Source organism: Herminiimonas fonticola (assembly GCF_040395855.1).
Lineage (GTDB): Bacteria > Pseudomonadota > Gammaproteobacteria > Burkholderiales > Burkholderiaceae_D > Oxalicibacterium > Oxalicibacterium fonticola_A.
Genome location: NZ_JBEBPO010000015.1, coordinates 1 through 18,576 on the forward strand (window position 1 = coordinate 1; position 18,576 = coordinate 18,576).

Below are 18,576 nucleotides of genomic sequence, written 5' to 3' on the forward strand. Positions count from 1 at the left end.
CCCCGGCAACTGAGCTTCATCGAAGAAATATAAGCATCAACACCAGCTAAACCAAAAGACAATAAAAAAGCGCTCCGAAGAGCGCCTTTTTTCATGCCTGAAGAAGATTATTGAATCTTCGCTTTGGCACGCAATTGCTGCTGGAATGCCTGCAGTTTTTTCTGTTGCAGACCTTCTGCGATTTGCGGTTTGACTTCTTCCAGAGTCGGGATTTTTGCTGCGCGTACGTCATCCAGCTTGATCACGTGGTAACCGAATTGGGTTTTAACCGGTGTGTCGTACAACTGGCCTTTTTGCAGTGAAACCATCGCATCCGAGAAAGGTTTGACGAATGCAGCTGGCGCTGCCCAATCCAGATCGCCGCCATTGCCGGCCGAACCAGGATCTTTCGATTGTTTGGCCAGCTCTTCAAACTTGGCGCCGCCTTTCAGCTTGGCAATGATGGCTTTTGCATCATCTTCTTTTTCAACCAGGATGTGGCGAGCGTGGTATTCCTTGTCGCTGGCTTGTGCACGGAAGCGGTCGTATTCAGCCTTGATGTCAGCATCCTTGACCGGATTCTTTTTCAGGAAGTCGGCAACCAGCGCGCGGATCAGGATCGATTGGCGGGCGATTTCCACCTGACTTTTGACGTCTGCCTGTGTACCCAGGCCCAGCTTGTCGGCTTCCTGAATCAGGATTTCGCGGTTGATCAGTTCTTCCTTGACCATGGCGCGCAGTTCAGGTGTGTCTTGCTGACCTTGCGCAGCCATTTGTTTGATCATGATATCTGCACGTGAAGACGGTACCGGTTTGCCATTCACCACGGCCAGATTTTGTGCCATTGCAGGCAGTGCAGCGGATACAAATAATGCGACCAGCAGATGAGCAGGTTTTAAGATCATATAAATTCCTAATGGAAGTATTTTTTAGAGAAGTACGACAATCAATTTACGGCGCACGTCAAAGTTCGGATGGCGCCAAAGCAGTAATGGCTAACGCATGTATTTCTGTGTGCATCATGTCATCCAGGCAATCATACACCAGCCTATGACGTTTTATCCGGCTCTGTTTTTCAAACTGAGCGGAAATAATACGCAAGCGAAAGTGACCGCCACCAGATGCCGCACCGGCATGTCCTGCATGCAATGCGGACTCGTCTTCCAGTTGACATTCCAGTGGCGCAAAAGTTTCAAGCAGCCGTTCCCGTATGCGTTCCATCCGTGTACTCATTGCGGTTCTTTCAGATATTTGGACAGCATCAGACTTTGTACGATGATGAATGCAAACATCAATCCCATACCGCCGAACAGCTTGAAATTCACCCAGGTGGCGGTGGAAAAATTGAAGGCAACATACAGGTTCAGCAAGCCCATCGTGATGAAGAAGGCGACCCAGGAAAGATTGACACGACGCCATATGCCATCCGGCAGCGACATCTGTTTTTCCATCATGGTGCGGATCAGGTTTTTATTCAGGAACATCTGGCTGAATAACAGGGCGGCAGCAAAGCACCAGTACAGAACGGTAGGTTTCCACTTGATGAAGGTTTCATTGTGGAAGTAAATCGTTGCGCCGCCGAAAAACACGATAATTGCCAGCGACAACCACAGCGTGCCATCAACTTTTTTACGGCGCGACAGCAGGTAGCCGATTTGCAAAATGGTGGCGATGATGGCGATGGCGGTGGCGAGCAGGATAGGCGCTTGCGCGACCGTGACTTGTCCGCCGGAAACCAGTCCGGACAGAAATTGCTGGCCGAATGCCTGTGCGGCATCGGCATTGCCTTCGCCCCATTTGAAGACGGCGAAAAAAAGAATGACGGGGAACAGGTCGAACAGGAATTTCATGTGGATCAGCTTTCGTTCAGATCAGGTGCGGCGTCGAAGCGCAGGGATGCCGAGTTGATGCAATAACGCAGGCCGGTTGGCGGCGGGCCGTCGTTGAAGACGTGTCCCAGATGCGCATCGCATACATTACAGATGACTTCGGTACGTATCATGCCATAGGCGCGATCGATTTTTTCCTTCACATTCGCGGGATTGAGCGCGGTGAAATAGCTGGGCCAGCCGCAGCCGGAATCGAATTTGCTATCCGATGCAAACAGCGGCGTATTGCAGCAGACGCAGGTGTAAATGCCATGTTCGTGATGATCCCAGTAACGGCCGCTGAACGGTGCTTCAGTCGCCGCGTGGCGTGTGACATCGTATTCTTCATCGTCCAGCATGGCGCGCCATTCGGCGTCGGTCTTGATTACTTTTTCAGTCATGATGAACAACTCACTTCCAGGTCGTTGGCCCAGTCGGGCGGTAAGGCGGCGTACTTTTCGTTTTCCGGCTGTTCGTCAAACGGTTTTTCCAGCACCTGCAATAGTTTGGCTACTTCGGAAAAGTCTTTGTTCTGCGCTTTTTCGATGGCGATTTGCGCCAGGTAATTGCGCAAAACGTATTTGGGGTTGACCGCGTGCATTGCAAGCTTGCGGGCGTCGTCGTCGCTGTTTTCCAGTTGCAGGCGTAGCTCGTATTGTAGCGCCCAGTTGTCAAACGCGGCGCGGTCTATGAACAGGTCGCGCAAGGCTTCGCGGCTGGCCGGCTGGCCGATGCGCAACTCGCCGAGACGACGGAAGAACAGCGTAAAGTCGGCATGGCTGCCTTGCAGAACGGCAAACAGCGCGTCGAATAGTTTGCCATCATCCGGCTGCTGCGTTTGCAGGCCGAGTTTGGCGCGCATCAGTTCTGCGAATTTTTCAGCATAGGCCGGTTTGTAAATCCGCAGCGCGTTCTGCGTTTCATCTACATCGCCGATCAAGGGCAGCAAGGTCTGGCCCAGCGCATAGCAATTCCATTCGCCGATCTGCGGCTGACGCGCATACGAATAGCGGCCCTGCTGATCGGTGTGGTTGCAGATATGCGTGGCATTGAAGGCTTCCATGAAGCCGAAGGGGCCGTAGTCCAGCGTCAAGCCGAGTATCGACATATTGTCGGTATTCATCACGCCGTGCATGAAGCCGACGGCCTGCCAGTGCGCGATCATCTGTGCAGTGCGCAGCGTGACTTCGGTCAACAGTGCCTTGTAAGGATTTTCGGCGGCCTGGAATTGGGGGTAAAACTGCGCGATTACATAGTCGGCCAGCGTTTTCAGTTCATCGTGTTTTTCATTGTAAAACCAGTGTTCGAACGAGCCGAAACGCACGAAGCTCTGCGCCATGCGCGTGGCGACCGCAGCGGTTTCGCGCTGTTCACGCAGCACGATCTGGTCGGAGCCGGTTACGCATAGCGCACGCGTAGTGGGTATGCCCAGCGCGGCCATTGCTTCCGAACATAAAAATTCACGTATCGATGAGCGCAGCACGGCGCGGCCATCGCCCATGCGCGAGTAGGGCGTCAATCCTGCGCCTTTCAATTGCAATTCGAGCCTGCCGCTGGGAATAATCGCGGGGGCTGGCACATCGCCGAGCAGAATGGCGCGGCCATCGCCGAGCTGGCCGGCCCATACGCCGAATTGATGGCCTGAATATACGGCTGCCAAGGGTTTGGAGCCATCGGGGATGCGATTGCCGGTGAAGGTTTCTATGAAAGCTGCGTCGTTGATACAGGACGAATCCAGCCCGATCAGGGCTGCAGCAGAAGCGCTGGCGCATACCAGATAAGGGGCCGGCAGAGGTGTCGGCATCAGCGCGGTGTAGTGTGCAGGCGGCAAGGATGCAAACGAATTGGCAAGCGGCAAATCATTCAAATGGCAAGCCGTATGCGGTATGGGGGCATTCATGTCAATTCCTTGAACGGCGGGAAGCCGGATATGCATTGAGACAGTAAGTAAGCGAGTAAGTAAGCGCGTATTTTGACAGAGAAGCGGAAATGACATGCAGCAGGGACAGAATAGATGGTTTTCAAGTTGTATTTTTGGAAAGACACTCTCTATATATGGTATAAAAACGGTCGTTATTGCCTAAAAGAATACAAGATGGCCATGCGTACTCCCTTTCTGAAATCGAGCCTGAAATTAGGCGCTGCTTTTTTTCTTGCCTGCGCGGCTTCCTGCGCACTTGCCGAGAATGTGAAAATTGCTTTCATCGATCCGCTGTCCGGGCCGTTTGCGCCGGTCGGGCAAAATCTGTTACGCAGTTTCCAGACGATAGCCGCGCTGTCTAACCAGAAAAAATGGAGCGGAGAACATACTGTAGAAGTGGTCGGTTTCGATAACAAGGGCAGTCCGCAGGAATCGCTGATCCAGTTGAAGTCCGCCATCGATCAGGGTTATCGCTACATCACGCAGGGCAACGGTTCCGGCGTCGCGCTGGCACTGATCGATGCGGTGAACAAACACAATGAACGGAATCCTGGCAAGGAAGTGTTATTCCTCAATCATTCGGCCGGCGATCCGGTGCTGACGAATGTGAAATGCAGTTTCTGGCACTTCCGCTTCGACGCCCACTCGGAAATGAAGATGGAGTCGCTGACCAGTTACATGGCGCAGGATCCGGCAATCAAAAAAGTCTATGTCATCGGGCAGAACTACGCGCTGGGACAGGAAGTGTCGCGTTCATCGCGGATTTATCTGAAGCGCAAAAGGCCGGATATTCAGATCGTGGGCGACGATTTGCATCCCATTGGCCAGGTAAAGGATTTTTCTCCGTATGTCGCCAAGATCAAGGCTGCCGGCGCCGATACCGTCATCACCGCCAACTGGGGCGCGGATCTGGCTTTGCTGATCAAGGCCGCCAGGGATGCGGACCTGAAGGCGAATTTCTACACATATTACGCAGCAACGACCGGCGTACCGACGGCGATGGGTGCAGCAGGCCTGGATCGCGTCAAATATGTGGCGTACTGGAATCTGAATAATGAAACCTATGCAGGCAGGGACATCATCGAGCAATTCAAGAAAAAATATAACGATGATTACTATGCGATGGCGTCCTACACCATCATGGTCATGCTCGGGCAGGCATTCCGGGACAGCGCTTCCACCGATCCGCTGAAGGTGGCGCTGGCGCTGGAAGGCATGAAGGTAAAAAGCCTGAATGGCGAAGTTGAAATGCGCAAAGCCGATCACCAGGCGCAACAGCCTTTATACATAGCGACATGGGTGAAGAAAAACAATACCGACGTCCGCTTCGATCAGGAAGATACCGGTTACGGTTGGCGCACCAATCAAAAAATCGAGGCCTATGTAGCAGCCCAGCCGACTTCATGCCAGATGAAGCGTCCGTTCAAATAATCAGTGTGCAGTCAAGGTAGTGAGTGCCAGTGCTTCGTGTCGTTGCGTCTGCATGGCGGCTGAATTGTGTTGCGTCGAACAGGGGAGTGAAGGTACTTGGAATTTGCGCTGATCTCGTTGCTCAACGGAGTGAGTTACGGCTTGCTGCTGTTCATGCTGTCGTCCGGACTGACGCTTATTTTCAGCATGATGGGCGTGTTGAATTTTGCGCATGCCAGTTTCTACATGTTAGGCGCCTACCTGGCTTACAGCATCAGCAGCGCGATCGGATTCTGGCCGGCGCTGGTACTGGCGCCGCTGGCGGTGGGATTGCTGGGCGCGCTGGTCGAGCGCTACGGTTTGCGCAAGGTGCACAAGTACGGTCATATTCCCGAGTTGCTGTTTACCTTCGGTTTGTCCTATGTGATCGTCGAGCTGGTGCAACTGCTGTGGGGCCGCGTTGCGCTGCCGTATGCCATTCCTGTCGAACTGCAGGGTTCATTGTTTACTCTCTACACCAGCACTTTCCCTGTCTATCGCGCCTTCATGATGCTGATTGCCATGCTGATGCTGGTGGCCGTGTACGTGACGCTGAAGTACACGCGTATCGGATTGGTGATTCAGGCGGCATTGACGCATCCGCAGATGGTGGAAGCACTGGGCCACAATGTGCCGCGCGTCTTCATGTGGGTATTCGGCGGCGGCTGCGCACTGGCGGGATTGGCCGGCGTGATCGGCGGCAATGCCTTCGTGACCGAACCGGGCATGGCGCATGCGCTGGGCAGCATCATCTTTGTCGTGGTGGTAGTGGGCGGCATGGGTTCGCTGAGCGGCGCCTTGCTGGCATCCTTGTTGATCGGCGTGCTGCAAACCTTTGCGGTTGCGCTGGATTTTTCCCTGCTGCATGTGCTGAACGCATTCGGCGTGAACATGAGTGCAGCCACATTTGCGCATGACTTCATGCAGCTGACGATCGCACAGCTTGCACCTGTTTTGCCATATCTGCTGCTGGTGCTCATACTGATTTTCAGGCCGAAAGGCTTGCTCGGCACGAGAGAAGGCTAGCGCGATGCATATGTCGGCAATGTGCAAGCCCGGCCTGGCGCGCTGGATCATCTGGGGCGGTTTTGCGTTGCTGCTGCTGATCGCCCCGCTGATTTTCAGCCAGGGCGCATCCCTGTCGATACTGTGCCAGATGGGCAGCTTCGTGATTTTTGCCTTGTCGTACAACATGTTGCTGGGGCAGGGCGGCATGCTGTCCTTCGGCCATGCCGTGTACTCCGGTCTGGGAGCGTTCTGTGCGATCCACGCACTCAATTTTGCCTCGGCCGGCAGCCTGTTTATTCCGGTTGCGCTGATTCCTCTGGTGGGCGGTTTGGCCGGGATGTTTTTCGGTGCGCTGTTCGGTTATGTGACGACGAAAAAATCCGGCACTACCTTTGCGATGATTACGCTGGGCATCGTGGAACTGGTATTCGCCTGTTCGCTGATGTTGCCGACATTCTTTGGTGGCGAAGGCGGAATTTCGGCCAATCGCGTAATTGGCGAACCTTTTCTGGGGATCAGTTACGGGCCGCAAATCCAGGTGTACTACCTGATTGCATTCTGGCTGTTCGTCAGCACGGTTGCGATGTTTGCCTTCACGCAGACGCCGCTGGGACGCATGATCAATGCGGTACGCGACAATCCGGAGCGTGCAGCATTCATAGGCTACAACCCGCAATGGGTGCGCTATCTGACGCTGATGCTGTCAGCATTCTTTGCCGGTATTTCCGGTGGCTTGACAGCGATCAATTTTGAAATCGTCAGCGCAGAAAATGTCAGTGCCTTGCGCTCTGGTGTGGTGCTGCTTTTCACCTTCATAGGGGGTACAGGTTTTTTCTTCGGCCCCATCATAGGCGCCATTGCCGGCGTATTTTTAATGGCAGTGCTGTCTGGTTTTACCAATGCCTGGCAACTTTATATCGGCGTGTTTTTCATGCTGATCGTGATGTTTGCGCCGGGCGGCATGGCAGGTTTGCTGGTGCAGTTTGCGCGTCTGGCAAGGCATGGAAAAGTCGCTGTCTTGTTGCCGCATCTGGCGCTCGCTGCGTGCAGCGGATTATTGTTCACCAGCGGTTTTGTATTGCTGGTCGAAATGTCGTATCACCTGAGTTTGCATGCGGTTAACGGCAGCATCATGCAGTTGTGCGGGTTTTTTATCGATACTTCCAGCGTGTACGGCTGGCTGCTGGCAGGTGCTTTGATGATCGCTGGCTGGGCGGCATGGCTGGGCACGCGCAGGAAATTCCTGCACGCATGGCACAGCGCGCAGATGGAAATGGAAGCCGTGCAGCAGGTGCAGCCGTGAAGACGCCGGCACTGGAACTCGTCGGAGTGAGCAAGAATTTCGGCAATGCGGACATCATCTGCGGCGCAGATTTGCAGATTGCACAAGGCCAGCGTTGTGCATTGATAGGGCCGAATGGCGCCGGCAAATCCACTTTGTTCAATCTGATTTCCGGCCGCTTTGCCTTGAGCGGTGGCGATATTTTGTTGCACGGGAAGAGCATCGCCGGGCGCAAGCCGCATCAGATCAATCGCCTTGGACTGGCGCGCAGTTTCCAGATCACGAATATCTTTCATCGTTTGAGCGTGCTTGAAAATCTGCGTTGCGCCGTGTTGTGGTCGCTCGGTTACCGCTATTCATTCTGGCAGCGCCTGAACGGCTTGCAAGACGTGCATCAACGCGTCGAACAGATACTGGAAGAAATCGGCTTGCAGGGAAGACGGCATATCGAAGCCGGTTTGCTCGCTTATGCGGAACAGCGCGCACTGGAAATCGGCATCACCATCGCCGGTAATGCGCAAGTGATTTTGCTCGACGAGCCGACCGCCGGCATGAGCCGTTCCGAATCCGAAGCGATGGTCGCGTTGATACGCAAGGTAACGACTGGTAAAACCTTGCTGATGGTCGAACATGATATGGATGTGGTGTTCAATCTGGCCGATCGTATTGCGGTGCTGGCGCATGGTGAAATCATTGCCTGCGATACGCCGCCGGCCATACGCAATAATCTGCAAGTGCAGCAAGCCTATCTGGGTAATGCAATTGAAAGCGAGCGGCCATGAGCGCATTGCTTGAGATCGAAAATCTGCATGCCTACTATGGCAAAAGTCACGTATTGCACGGTGTTGATTTGATGTTGCATCAAGGCGAGATTGTCAGTCTGCTCGGCCGTAACGGCGTTGGACGCTCAACCACGGTGAAGGCAGCGATGGGGCTGACGACGGCGACTGGTTCCATCCGCTTCAAGGGTGAAGAAATCCTCGGCCTGAAAACTTTCGAGATTGCACGCAAAGGTTTGGCTTATGTCGCCGAGAACCGTGAAATATTCCCTACCTTGACGGTTGCGCAAAATCTGCTGCTGGGTGAAAAAAAGAGTCGGCATACGCGCTGGCATGCGGATGATATGTATCGTCTTTTCCCGCGCTTGAAAGAACGCCGGCATGTGGCAGCTGGCGTCCTGTCCGGTGGCGAGCAGCAAATGCTGGCGCTGTGCCGCAGCCTGATGGGCGATCCGGATTTGATCATGATAGATGAGCCGACTGAAGGTCTGGCGCCGCAGATGGTGGCGCTGCTGGCCGATTTCCTGAAACAGCTGGCGCAGCGTGGCGTAGCGGTTTTACTGATAGAGCAAAAACTGGCGATCGCGCTGGATATTTCACAGCGTGTCTATGTGATGGGGCACGGCAGGATCGTGTTTGAAGGTACGCCGCAAGCGCTACGCTCCGATGCCGTCATACGCAAGGAATGGCTGGCAATTTGAAGCGTCGCTGAAAAAACTTCGATGCAGGCTGCAAACAGCTTGTCGTATGCGGCCAGCAGGGTTTGATGCATGGCGCTGCCTTGCATGTCCGCTTCCAGGGTTACAGGCCGAAGTCTCGTGCCAATTATGGAATTGGCCGACGCATGATTACCTTGAAGCGTGGCCGATATTGCCTAATTGTTGACGCTGGCTGGCGTGCTGATACAGCTTTGATTACGGCCGCCTTCCTTCGCCTTGTACAGGGCCTGATCTGCTGCCTGTACCAGTTGCTGCGACGAATTCTGCTTGCGTTGCGGGATGAGGCTCGCGACACCCAGGCTGGCGGTAACGACTCCGCCCGGTATTTCTGTGTGTTCGATGTTCAATGCCTGAATTGCCAGACGCACGCGCTCGGCGATTGCGGCTGCACCGGTCATATCCGTGCCGGGCAACAGGATGACAAATTCTTCACCGCCATAGCGGGCAACCAGATCGCCGGTGCGTGCCGTTGCTGTCTTTAATATCTTGCTGACCTTCTTCAGGCATTCATCGCCTTGCGGATGGCCGTAATGATCGTTGTATTTCTTGAAGTGATCGACATCCAGCATGATCAGCGCGAGCGGCGTCTGATTGCGCATGGCACGTGCGAATTCATCATCCAGTGCAGCATCGAAACGGCGCCGATTGGCCAGTCCGGTCAGGCCGTCCAGCAATGCCAATGCGGCCAGTTCGCTGTTGCTTCTTTCAAGATCGTCACGTGCCGTGCGCAACTCGGACTGCGCCCGTTCGCGCACGGTAATCTGATGGATCAGACGTGCGCCCAGCAACCACAGCAAGACAATGACAATCGCGCTGAAAAAAACAAAGCGCATGGTGCTGTTGCGCCAGCTTTCGAGCACTTCATTTCTGGACTGCGCCACCGTAATCAGGAGAGGGTAATCATCGAGATGACGATAACTGTAAATCCGTTCGATGTTATCGATCCCGGAAGTCAGGGTTGCAGTACCGGCAGGACCGTGACGCTTGTAGAAGCGATAGACCGAACCATTTTTGATATCGCTCCCGACCACTGCTTCATCGAAGGGGCGCCGTACCAGCAGGGTGCCGTTGTCTGCTATCAGCGCGATGGCGCCAGACTTGCCGATATCAAAACCTGCATAGTATTTGACGAAATACTGCATGTTGATGGTTGCCAGCACGACGCCGGCAAAACTTCCATCGGCATGCTGCAGTCTGCGCGATACGGTAATGATCCAGTCACCGGTTGAGCGGCTGCGTATTGGTGGGCCGAGATGAGGGCCGCGATCAGTATGGGTACGATGAAAGATGAAGTATTCGCGATCGGCATTATTCAAGTCGGTACGCAGGATTTTCTGCGAATTGACTATCCATTGACCGTGCTCATCGTAGACGAACAGGCCGTGCAGCGGCGGTAAACTCTCTACGCGCTGACTCAGGAACTGATTCATGCGCTCGGGGTGTTGCTGGTTCCAGGAATCGTGCTCCAGCATTTCTACCATGCTGACCAGCAGATTATCGATGCCGCCTATTGTATTTTCGGCATGCTGGGCCAGGGCCTTTGCCATATTGCCGGTCGCGGTTTCCATTTCGCGTATTTTTTCGGCACGTGTATACCAGCCATTCAATGCAAGAATGCTGAGCAGCAAAGCAGTTACGAGAACGATAAAGACGGTCAGCGTCGCCTGGAGGGAAAGTCGTTTCGGTTTGCGGATAGAAGAGGGAGCAACGGTCAAAATAAATATCGATGTCTGGAGTTAGGCAATTATAGTTCACGCCAGATGGTATTTTTCCGGCGACCCTTGCTTCCCATGCAACGATTTACGATTGTTCACATTCGGCATGCTGCCGAAAAACTATAACCAGTATTCAAAGCGGCGTGCGATCCATTCGTGGAGCCGGTCGGAAAATGGTCTCTGTTCCCATTTTTCGCTGGTCACCTCGATTGAATTCTTTACATCCTCATTGAAGGCGTTTTCCATGATGGAGCCGAAGCCCTGATCGAGAGCAATCAGATTGACTTCACTATTGTGCAGAAAACTGCGCATATCGAGATTGGTCGAGCCGACGGTGGACCAGTAGCCATCGATGACGGCGGTCTTGGCATGCAGCACAGATGCCTGCAATTCAAATATCCGTACACCGCTTGTCAGCAATTGACTGTAAAACGAACGGCCGGCGTGCATGACCAGGCCGGCATCGGAGACGCCGGGAAAGACGATTTTCACATCCAGTCCACGTTGCGCCGCCTTGGTGAGCGCCTCTATCATTTGCGCATCGGGTACAAAATAGGAATTGGTAATGTGGATGGATAGTTTCGCTTCCTGCATGGCGAGAATGTACGCTTTGTAGATTTCATAATCACCATCCGGTGTGCTGGCGATGACGCGCACAATTTTGTCGCCCACCGGCTTCAACGGCGGAAAATATTTTCGTGCGGCGAGATCGTCGGTCTTCTGGCTTACCCATGTTTGCATGAACAACCACTGCAAGGAGGCGACTGCCGGGCCTTCGACCTGAATATGTGTATCGCGCCAACCCAGGTTCGAGCGGCTTCTGGAACGCGAACGGAACAGCGAGCTGGAAGAATAATCGTCGGTGATGTTGATGCCGCCGGTAAAAGCAATCATGCCATCCACGATCAGTATCTTGCGATGGTCGCGATTGTTCAAACGCCAGGAGATCATCCGTTTGAATGGATTGACCGGATTGTATTCAAGCAGATTGACGCCGCCATCGCGCAAACGCTGGAAGAATTCGGGTTTCGTCTTGATGGAACCTATGCTGTCGTAGATGACATTGATTTGTACGCCCTCGCGCTGTTTCTGGATCAGAAGATCGGCAAACTCTTCGCCCAAACCCTCATCGCCAAAAATATAGGTTTCCAGATTGACGTGGTCTTTGGCGGTCTTGATTGCCGTCATCATTGCAGACATCGTTTGCGGGCCGTCGTTCAGCAAAGTCAGTTTATTTCCGGCGATCAACGGACTGCCGGTCGCCGCTTCTTCCAGCGCTACCAGTTCCGGCAAATCTATTTTTGCACTGCGCAGTTTTTGCGCCAGCAGGGATTCGGTTTTTTGTTTTGATAATGCAGTGCCTGACGCTGTTTGTATCGTGGCGGAATCCTGCGGCTGCAGCGAGGTTTTCAAATAGCGCACTTCGGGTAGTGAAGCGCAGGCGCTCAAGGAAAAACACAGCGCCACAAGTGAAAATTTGATGAGTGCGCGAACGTATAAAAAATGTCGCATCATTGTTGTGCCTGCCTTTTTAGATAGTTCGACATGATCAGCGCCGGCGCAGCGCAATAGAAATTGCCATGGATGAGACAGCGATTTCATTGAAAAGTTGGCAACGTTTAAAATTTTTTGACGCGTGACGTTCCATGATGAAACGTTTAGTACATGTCTGCTGCATTCTTCATGACATTCCTTGCGGCGTTCCCGCACTGCATTCCGCATTACACGCATATACGACAGGTTTAAAGAATTTCAGACGCATGCCGATAATAGATATGAAGCGCTGTTCCCGGCGTATTGATAGGGGTGCATATGGATGTGAGTAATATTGCCAGCCTGGCGACAAGCATGGCGCAACAGCGTAACGATATGGATGTATCTGTAACCGTTCTCAAAAAGGCGCTCGACATGCAAGGATCGTCGGCGCTTGCCCTGATCGAATCTGTAGCTAAAACATCGTCCGCAGCGCTGCCGGCGCATCTGGGCAACCATATCAATACGAAGGCCTGATGCAGGCATCGGATCGGAACGCTTGATATAAGCCTGGTGCGTCCGCATCTGCAGTTTCAATACCAACAGTGGAAGTGACGATGGAAACTGCAGAATCAATACTTGCCTTCTGGTTCGGCACGGAGAGTGACGATGCACGGGTGGCAGAACAAAAAAAGCAACTCTGGTGGGCCAAGGATAGCGCTGTCGATCAAGAGATCAACACCCGGTTTTCCGCCTGTACAGCCGCCGCGGCACAGGGCGCACTTGATGAATGGCGCGCAAGTCCACGCGGTTTGCTGGCGCTGATTCTGTTGACTGATCAATTTCCACGCAATATGTATCGCGGCCTTCCTGCCTCCTTTTCATTCGATGAACAGGCTTTGCGTTTGTGCAGGCAGGCGTTGGAGCAGGGCGATGATCGCCGGCTTCGTCCTGTCGAACGTGTGTTTCTTTATCTACCTCTTGAACATTCCGAATCGCTGGTCGATCAGAAGCGGGCAGTGGAGCTGTTTCAGCATCTGTGCAATGAAGTGCCCGAGAATCAGCAGACTATGTTTGCCGGTTTCAGGAATTTTGCGATCCGTCATCGCGACGTCATTGCACGTTTTGGTCGTTTCCCGCACAGGAATGCCATTCTCGGGCGCACATCGACGGCAGACGAACAGGCGTTTTTGCAAACGGCAGGTTCTTCCTTTTAATTCTGGTTTGTCACACTGACAAGGCTAGTGTCGCTTGTGACCGGCGCATGATGCAGAAGCCGGTTTAACTGTGCACTTCCACAATCTGTTCCGGCAGCTTGTGCAATGGTTCAGGTTTCCCGATGCCGTAACCCTGTGCAAAATTGACGTTCATCTCTTGCAGCGCATTCCTTGTTTTTTCATTTTCGACAAACTCGGCAATGGTCTGGATGCCCATCACATGGCCGATGTTGTTGATGGCTTCCACCATTGCACGATCGATACGGTCATGCATCATGTCTTTTACAAAGCTGCCGTCGATTTTGATGAAATCGATAGGCAATTTTTTCAGATAACCAAAAGAGGACATGCCGCTGCCAAAATCGTCGAGCGCAAAACGGCAGCCAATCTGCTGCAAATCCTGCATCAGCGTTACGGCGCGATCGAGATTGGCAATGGCTGCAGTTTCCGTGATTTCAAAACAGATGCCGGAAGGTGAAATGCCGGAAACCTGAAACTGCTCGCGGATATAGGCGATCAGGCGTTCGTCGCCCACTGTCACGCCGGAAAGATTGATCGAACAGGTATAGGCTACCGCCGGATCGGTGCAGAAGTCGCGATAGTAGGCAAATGCCGTTTTAATGACCCAGAAATCGATGCTGGTCATCAGATTGTAGCGTTCTGCTGCGGGGAGAAAGAAAGACGGTGGCAGCAGCTTGCCATCTTCATCCAGCATGCGCAGCAGCACTTCAAAATGAACGATTTTCTGTTGCGATGGTTGCAGTGGGGCGATCGTTTGCCTGAACAGAACCATGCGGTTTTCTTCAAGTGCCTTTGATATTTTCGCGACCCAGCCCATCTGGCTTTTGCGCTCAATTAACTCGCCATCGTCAGGATTGCAGACATGAATGCGGTTGCGGCCCTTGTCCTTGGCCAGATAGCAGGCACCGTCGACGATGCTCAGGATCTCGTTGAGCGTGAGTTCGTCATCAGAGAAAGTCAGCAAGCCTATGCTGGTGCCGATCGAAAACAGTTTGTCGTTCCAGGCAAAACGAAATTCGCTGGCGGTCTGACGCAGTGATTCGGCAATGCGCAGTGCAGGTGCAGGTGGGCAGTTGCGTAGCAGCACACCGAATTCATCTCCGCCCAGACGCGCGAGGATGTCGTTCTCGCGCAGCTTGTCTTTCAGTACTCTGGTCAATTGCTGCAACAGGATATCGCCGGCATGATGGCCGCAGGTATCGTTGATGATCTTGAATTGATCGAGATCGAGATAAAGAATGGTATGCGTGCCGTGTTGCGTCTGAATGTCATGCAGGGAATTTTGCAGGCATCGCTCGAATTCCCGTCGATTGATGAGACCGGTCAGTTCGTCATGTGATGCCTGATAGGACATCTCGACCTGTTTTTCCTGCTCTTTCTGTTTTGCTTCGCGGATGACGTTGCTGAGAAATTCAAATTCGTAAATGCCCTTGTAATCCGGCATTCCATTGCTCTGAATGGAAGCAATGATGGTACGTACCGGCTTGTGAATGACGCGGCGAAAGTAGAGTACCAGCATCACGCTGATGATCATCAGGATGAGACCGATAACGATATAGCCCTGTCGGATTGTGCTGGCAAACGCTTCATAGGCTCTGCCATCCCTGAGAATGATGACGCGCCAGTCCCATAATTCAAAATTGAATTGATGCGCATAGTAATCGACGTCTTCGTAGCCGATTTTCACGAACGGCTTGTCACCTTCTTCGGCTGTATCTGCAATGATTTTTTGCGGCGGCAATGCTGTTTGTTGCAACAGTATTTTGCCGCGATTTGACTCCAGTACCAGCACCTGCAGATCGTGCTCGTGTGCATATTCTTCTATTTTTCCAAGCGCGTTACCCTTGTGTACGCGCATCTCTGCTTGGGTATCGGCAAATCCGTCCAGCAGCAGATTCTGCAATACGGTATCGCAAATGTTGTACAGCTCGCGGGAATTGCGCTCAAGATCATCCAGTATCCGTTCGTTTGCATAGTGCGAGACGGTGCGCAGTCCAAACGAAAAAACGGTAGCGCCGAGTATCACCATCAAGATGATGATAGGAATGACAGGCGCCAGAATGCGGAAGTAGAGGCTGCTGGCAAGCGTGGTGTTTTTCTTTTCTATCGCCATACGGGCTTGGCTGTTATCAGTTCTTGCGGTGCGACGATTTCCTTCTTCCCTTTTTGCCATTGCACGGTTGTAGTGAAATGGCGTATCTGTCTGCCGTTTCCATCCACGCCGTAACGTCCCATGACGGTGATGACATCCAGTTTGGATAAGGCATGGCGGAGTTTTTCGCGGTCTATGCTTTTTATCTTGCGTATGGCTGCTTCAAGAATCTGTCCGGAGGCGTAGGCGCTGGCCGCATGGTAGGAGGGCAGGATGCCGTATTCTTCACGGAAAGCCTGTGAAAATTCGCGCGTCCCCGGATAAGGCAGTGTAGGTTCCCATTGTGAAGTCGAGAAGGTGTAGTCTGCGTCTTCCTTCAGCGTATCGGCAAATTTCTGTATTGCCGGACCGACGGTGGCGTAATAGGCCCTGGGTGTCCAGCCTATCTCCTTCAAGGCACGGCGTCCGTTGATCGCATCGTCAAAATGGCCGGCGACAATCACCGCCTCGGCACCGGCTGATCGGGCAGCCTGGATGCTGCTGCGAATATCTGTGGAACCTTTCTTGAAGGTTCCTGAAAAGACCGTCTGTAATTCATAGCGCTTTGCCCATTCGGCTGTGCCGACACTGATGCTTTGCGCAAAGGAATCGTCGGCCGCCACGATGGCGATCCGGTTAATGCCGGATTTGACGAGCAGCTCGAGGAAGCCGACTGAATACTTACTGCTGGTGACATAGATGCCGAATACATAGTTGCGCCCCTGTTGCCAGATCGTATCAGCAGATGCGCCGGATGCCAGCAGCGGCATGTGATGCTGTTCGGTAATGTTGGAGACGGCTTCGGTGATGTCGCTGGAATAGGGGCCGAGTACCAGATCCACCTTGTCGCCGACTATGAGGCGTCGATAAAGATTGCTGGCGAGTTCGGCATCGCTTTTATCGTCCAGCATGGTGATTTTGATCTGCCTGCCAAGCAGGCCGCCGCGCCGATTGACGTCGCGTTCCCACAGACGGTATGCCTTTTCATTCATGGCGCCCAGCTCGGCGTATTTTCCTGTCTTGCTTACTGTGACGCCGAGATGAATGACGTCGTCAGACCGGGCCAGTCCCGATACCCCAAGCGTAAGCAAAAATAGTATGACGAGTAGTATTCGGTACCGCAGACTGTAGCGCATGCAATTGCACCTATGAAGACTAGGAACCTTTGGAGAGGGTACTTGAATAGTTTTCCTGGTGCAATGTAATGCCAGTATCTTTTAAGCCACAGTGTGCTTCGTTTATGATGGGCGCCACTGTCTGCTTGCATGCGGATCATCAAGTGAATACGGGTTCTTGCTGTCGGAGCGGGGGAAAGAAAATATCATGCATCGATGCCGGTTTGCCTTCACCTTGTACGTGACACCACTGTTTGCGATCTTCACGAGCGTTTCTGCCGGCTTGGCGCTCGCCGCTTCCCTGGTTATGGTGCCATCCAGCGCGTCTGCTGAAGACGGAACATCCGGCCTTACACCGCTGATGCTGGCAAACAGCTATCACCGCAATGTTGATTTATCAGCTTACTGGGTCAGCGAAAAATACGATGGCATTCGCGCCTATTGGGATGGTGAACAATTTCTCACGCGCGGTGGCGAGCGCATTCATGCACCGGTGTGGTTTACCGCAGGCTGGCCGCAGGTCGCACTGGACGGCGAACTATGGGCCGGACGCGGACGTTTTGCCGAGGCGGTATCGACTGCGCGACGGCAAAAACCGGATGACGCTGCCTGGCGCAATATGCGTTTCATGGTGTTCGATCTGCCCTTGCATGGTGGAGTCTTCGACGATCGTCTGCCGGCGCTGCAAACGCTCGTTGCCAAACTCGCGTTGCCATGGGTGCAGGCGGTGCCGCAAATCAGGGTGCACGACGAGCAGGCCTTGCAGGCACTGTTGCAAAAAACCGTGAAAGCCGGTGGCGAAGGACTGATGCTGCATCGCGGCGGCTCCTTGTATCGCGCTGCGCGCAATGATGATCTGCTGAAGTTGAAACTGCATGAAGACGCTGAAGCCAGGGTGGTCGCGCATGTGCCGGGTAAGGGAAAACATCAGGGGCGGCTCGGTGCCTTGCTGGTGGAAATGCCAGGCGGTCAGCGTTTTCGGCTGGGCACCGGATTCAGCGACGCACAACGCGCGTCGCCGCCGGCCATCGGTAGTTGGGTAACGTATCGATATCGGGATAAAAACCGCAGCGGCATTCCGCGCTTTGCCAGTTTCATGCGGGTGCGGGAAGATATAACCCAGCCATCCAAATGATAGGCTAATATTGATCATCAACACTCATCGTCCTTACTTGTTCACGGAGCCATCATGTCGATTTCCTCTTTATGCAAAACGGCTGCGGCCATTACATTGGTGTGCGCCAGTTCTCTTGCAGGCGCTGTTTCGCTGGCGGACCTCAGCAGCAAGGATGCCAGCAGCGGTGTCAAGGCGGCGCTGGAAAAAGGTGCGAGTGCGGCTGTCTCCAAACTCGGCGTTGAAAATGGCTTCCTTAATAATGAGAAGGTAAAAATCGGCTTGCCGGGCGTGCTGGAAAAAGCCATGCCCATCCTGCGCATGACAGGACAGGGCAAGAAGCTTGATGAGCTGCAGGTATCGATGAATCACGCTGCGGAATCTGCCGTCGCCTTGGCGAAGCCGCTGTTGCTGGATGCCGTCAAATCGATGTCGGTTACCGATGCGAAGAATATTCTGAGCGGCGGCGAAACTTCCGTTACCGATTTCTTCCGGCAAAAAACAGCTACGCCCTTGACGGCAAAATTTCTGCCTGTGGTGAAAAAAATTACCGATCGCAATGGCTTGTCGCCGCAATATAACGCACTGATGGGCAAGGCCAGTTCAAGCGGGCTGGTGTCAAAAGAAGAGTCGACAGTGGAAAGTTATGTCACGCAACGTGCGCTGGATGGTTTGTACACGATCATTGCCGAGGAAGAAAAGGCGATACGCGCTGATCCGATAGGCACCGGCAGTGCAATTCTGGGCAAGGTGTTTGGAGCGATGAAGTAACGCTGGAGCAAAGG

Annotated in this window: 18 protein-coding genes; 9 read left to right on the top strand and 9 right to left on the bottom strand. The window is 53.4% G+C overall.

From position 1 onward, the window contains the following. Positions 1 to 107 precede the first annotated feature (107 nt). Genes ABWP27_RS03665 through ABWP27_RS03685 form a run of 5 tightly spaced genes read right to left on the bottom strand, consistent with a single transcriptional unit; the run spans position 108 to position 3,747 of the window. Positions 108 to 884 (bottom strand): peptidylprolyl isomerase, encoded by a 777-nt coding sequence (locus ABWP27_RS03665; RefSeq protein ID WP_353153505.1) that lies wholly within the window; start codon positions 882 to 884, stop codon positions 108 to 110. 58 nt (positions 885 to 942) lie between these two features. After that, positions 943 to 1,212 (bottom strand): BolA family protein, encoded by a 270-nt coding sequence (locus tag ABWP27_RS03670; protein WP_353153507.1) that lies wholly within the window; start codon positions 1,210 to 1,212, stop codon positions 943 to 945. Beyond that, complete coding sequence (locus ABWP27_RS03675; protein WP_353153510.1) at positions 1,209 to 1,829, bottom strand: septation protein A; 621 nt, start codon at positions 1,827 to 1,829, stop codon at positions 1,209 to 1,211. Before ABWP27_RS03675 ends, ABWP27_RS03670 begins: the two co-directional genes overlap by 4 nt. A 5-nt stretch (positions 1,830 to 1,834) precedes the next feature. Beyond that, positions 1,835 to 2,248, bottom strand: coding sequence for a peptide-methionine (R)-S-oxide reductase MsrB (msrB, locus tag ABWP27_RS03680; RefSeq protein ID WP_353153512.1), 414 nt, complete (start codon positions 2,246 to 2,248; stop codon positions 1,835 to 1,837). Then, the gene (locus ABWP27_RS03685) at positions 2,245 to 3,747 is read right to left on the bottom strand and encodes a protein adenylyltransferase SelO (RefSeq protein WP_353153514.1); all 1,503 of its coding nucleotides are present in this window, start codon (positions 3,745 to 3,747) and stop codon (positions 2,245 to 2,247) included. The genes msrB and ABWP27_RS03685 overlap by 4 nt, the downstream gene beginning before the upstream one ends. 195 nt (positions 3,748 to 3,942) lie before the next feature. On the opposite strand from ABWP27_RS03685, the gene ABWP27_RS03690 reads away from it, so the two are divergent. From ABWP27_RS03690 to ABWP27_RS03710, 5 genes are all read left to right on the top strand, one after another. Next, positions 3,943 to 5,199, top strand: a complete 1,257-nt coding sequence (locus tag ABWP27_RS03690) for a branched-chain amino acid ABC transporter substrate-binding protein (protein WP_502905312.1) — start codon at positions 3,943 to 3,945, stop codon at positions 5,197 to 5,199. 96 nt (positions 5,200 to 5,295) lie between these two features. Then, positions 5,296 to 6,243, top strand: a complete 948-nt coding sequence (locus ABWP27_RS03695; protein ID WP_353153516.1) for a branched-chain amino acid ABC transporter permease — start codon at positions 5,296 to 5,298, stop codon at positions 6,241 to 6,243. Between the two features lie 10 nt (positions 6,244 to 6,253). Continuing rightward, positions 6,254 to 7,528: a branched-chain amino acid ABC transporter permease gene (locus ABWP27_RS03700; RefSeq protein WP_353153596.1), complete on the top strand. Its 1,275-nt coding sequence runs from the start codon at positions 6,254 to 6,256 to the stop codon at positions 7,526 to 7,528. After that, positions 7,477 to 8,289 (top strand): ABC transporter ATP-binding protein, encoded by an 813-nt coding sequence (locus tag ABWP27_RS03705; RefSeq protein ID WP_353153519.1) that lies wholly within the window; start codon positions 7,477 to 7,479, stop codon positions 8,287 to 8,289. The genes ABWP27_RS03700 and ABWP27_RS03705 overlap by 52 nt, the downstream gene beginning before the upstream one ends. Then, the gene (locus ABWP27_RS03710; RefSeq protein ID WP_353153522.1) at positions 8,286 to 8,987 is read left to right on the top strand and encodes an ABC transporter ATP-binding protein; all 702 of its coding nucleotides are present in this window, start codon (positions 8,286 to 8,288) and stop codon (positions 8,985 to 8,987) included. Before ABWP27_RS03705 ends, ABWP27_RS03710 begins: the two co-directional genes overlap by 4 nt. 173 nt (positions 8,988 to 9,160) lie before the next feature. On the opposite strand, the gene ABWP27_RS03715 is transcribed toward ABWP27_RS03710, so the two are convergent. Both ABWP27_RS03715 and cls read right to left on the bottom strand, forming a co-directional pair. Further along, complete coding sequence (locus tag ABWP27_RS03715; RefSeq protein ID WP_353153524.1) at positions 9,161 to 10,720, bottom strand: sensor domain-containing diguanylate cyclase; 1,560 nt, start codon at positions 10,718 to 10,720, stop codon at positions 9,161 to 9,163. Positions 10,721 to 10,840: 120 nt separating this feature from the next. Continuing rightward, positions 10,841 to 12,232 (bottom strand): cardiolipin synthase, encoded by a 1,392-nt coding sequence (gene cls / locus ABWP27_RS03720; protein WP_353153527.1) that lies wholly within the window; start codon positions 12,230 to 12,232, stop codon positions 10,841 to 10,843. A 300-nt stretch (positions 12,233 to 12,532) separates the two neighbouring features. Here cls and ABWP27_RS03725 point away from each other — a divergent pair, with 300 nt between their 5' ends. Together ABWP27_RS03725 and ABWP27_RS03730 are read left to right on the top strand one after the other, a co-directional pair. Then, the gene (locus tag ABWP27_RS03725; protein ID WP_353153529.1) at positions 12,533 to 12,730 is read left to right on the top strand and encodes a YjfB family protein; all 198 of its coding nucleotides are present in this window, start codon (positions 12,533 to 12,535) and stop codon (positions 12,728 to 12,730) included. Between the two features lie 80 nt (positions 12,731 to 12,810). Then, positions 12,811 to 13,410: a DUF924 family protein gene (locus tag ABWP27_RS03730; RefSeq protein WP_353153532.1), complete on the top strand. Its 600-nt coding sequence runs from the start codon at positions 12,811 to 12,813 to the stop codon at positions 13,408 to 13,410. A gap of 64 nt (positions 13,411 to 13,474) precedes the next feature. Here the strand turns inward: ABWP27_RS03730 and ABWP27_RS03735 are convergent, their stop codons facing one another. Together ABWP27_RS03735 and ABWP27_RS03740 are read right to left on the bottom strand one after the other, a co-directional pair. After that, on the bottom strand, positions 13,475 to 15,544 hold the full coding sequence (locus ABWP27_RS03735; RefSeq protein WP_353153535.1) for a putative bifunctional diguanylate cyclase/phosphodiesterase: 2,070 nt from the start codon (positions 15,542 to 15,544) through the stop codon (positions 13,475 to 13,477). After that, the gene (locus tag ABWP27_RS03740) at positions 15,535 to 16,653 is read right to left on the bottom strand and encodes an amino acid ABC transporter substrate-binding protein (protein WP_353153538.1); all 1,119 of its coding nucleotides are present in this window, start codon (positions 16,651 to 16,653) and stop codon (positions 15,535 to 15,537) included. The genes ABWP27_RS03735 and ABWP27_RS03740 overlap by 10 nt, the downstream gene beginning before the upstream one ends. A 232-nt stretch (positions 16,654 to 16,885) precedes the next feature. On the opposite strand from ABWP27_RS03740, the gene ABWP27_RS03745 reads away from it, so the two are divergent. Together ABWP27_RS03745 and ABWP27_RS03750 are read left to right on the top strand one after the other, a co-directional pair. After that, entirely contained in the window at positions 16,886 to 17,812 is a 927-nt protein-coding gene (locus ABWP27_RS03745; RefSeq protein WP_353153541.1) for a DNA ligase, read from the top strand. Positions 17,813 to 17,866: 54 nt separating this feature from the next. After that, positions 17,867 to 18,562, top strand: a complete 696-nt coding sequence (locus ABWP27_RS03750; RefSeq protein WP_353153544.1) for a DUF4197 domain-containing protein — start codon at positions 17,867 to 17,869, stop codon at positions 18,560 to 18,562. Positions 18,563 to 18,576 lie beyond the last annotated feature (14 nt).

Excerpts from the sequence above, each read along its gene's own strand:
- ABWP27_RS03665 (WP_353153505.1), bottom strand. The coding sequence starts at position 884 with ATGATCTTAAAACCTGCTCATCTGCTGGTCGCATTATTTGTATCCGCT.
- ABWP27_RS03670 (WP_353153507.1), bottom strand. The coding sequence starts at position 1,212 with ATGAGTACACGGATGGAACGCATACGGGAACGGCTGCTTGAAACTTTT.
- ABWP27_RS03675 (WP_353153510.1), bottom strand. The coding sequence starts at position 1,829 with ATGAAATTCCTGTTCGACCTGTTCCCCGTCATTCTTTTTTTCGCCGTC.
- msrB (WP_353153512.1), bottom strand. The coding sequence starts at position 2,248 with ATGACTGAAAAAGTAATCAAGACCGACGCCGAATGGCGCGCCATGCTG.
- ABWP27_RS03685 (WP_353153514.1), bottom strand. The coding sequence starts at position 3,747 with ATGAATGCCCCCATACCGCATACGGCTTGCCATTTGAATGATTTGCCG.
- ABWP27_RS03690 (WP_502905312.1), top strand. The coding sequence starts at position 3,943 with ATGGCCATGCGTACTCCCTTTCTGAAATCGAGCCTGAAATTAGGCGCT.
- ABWP27_RS03700 (WP_353153596.1), top strand. The coding sequence starts at position 6,254 with ATGTCGGCAATGTGCAAGCCCGGCCTGGCGCGCTGGATCATCTGGGGC.
- ABWP27_RS03705 (WP_353153519.1), top strand. The coding sequence starts at position 7,477 with ATGGCACAGCGCGCAGATGGAAATGGAAGCCGTGCAGCAGGTGCAGCC.
- ABWP27_RS03710 (WP_353153522.1), top strand. The coding sequence starts at position 8,286 with ATGAGCGCATTGCTTGAGATCGAAAATCTGCATGCCTACTATGGCAAA.
- cls (WP_353153527.1), bottom strand. The coding sequence starts at position 12,232 with ATGCGACATTTTTTATACGTTCGCGCACTCATCAAATTTTCACTTGTG.
- ABWP27_RS03725 (WP_353153529.1), top strand. The coding sequence starts at position 12,533 with ATGGATGTGAGTAATATTGCCAGCCTGGCGACAAGCATGGCGCAACAG.
- ABWP27_RS03730 (WP_353153532.1), top strand. The coding sequence starts at position 12,811 with ATGGAAACTGCAGAATCAATACTTGCCTTCTGGTTCGGCACGGAGAGT.
- ABWP27_RS03735 (WP_353153535.1), bottom strand. The coding sequence starts at position 15,544 with ATGGCGATAGAAAAGAAAAACACCACGCTTGCCAGCAGCCTCTACTTC.
- ABWP27_RS03745 (WP_353153541.1), top strand. The coding sequence starts at position 16,886 with ATGCATCGATGCCGGTTTGCCTTCACCTTGTACGTGACACCACTGTTT.
- ABWP27_RS03750 (WP_353153544.1), top strand. The coding sequence starts at position 17,867 with ATGTCGATTTCCTCTTTATGCAAAACGGCTGCGGCCATTACATTGGTG.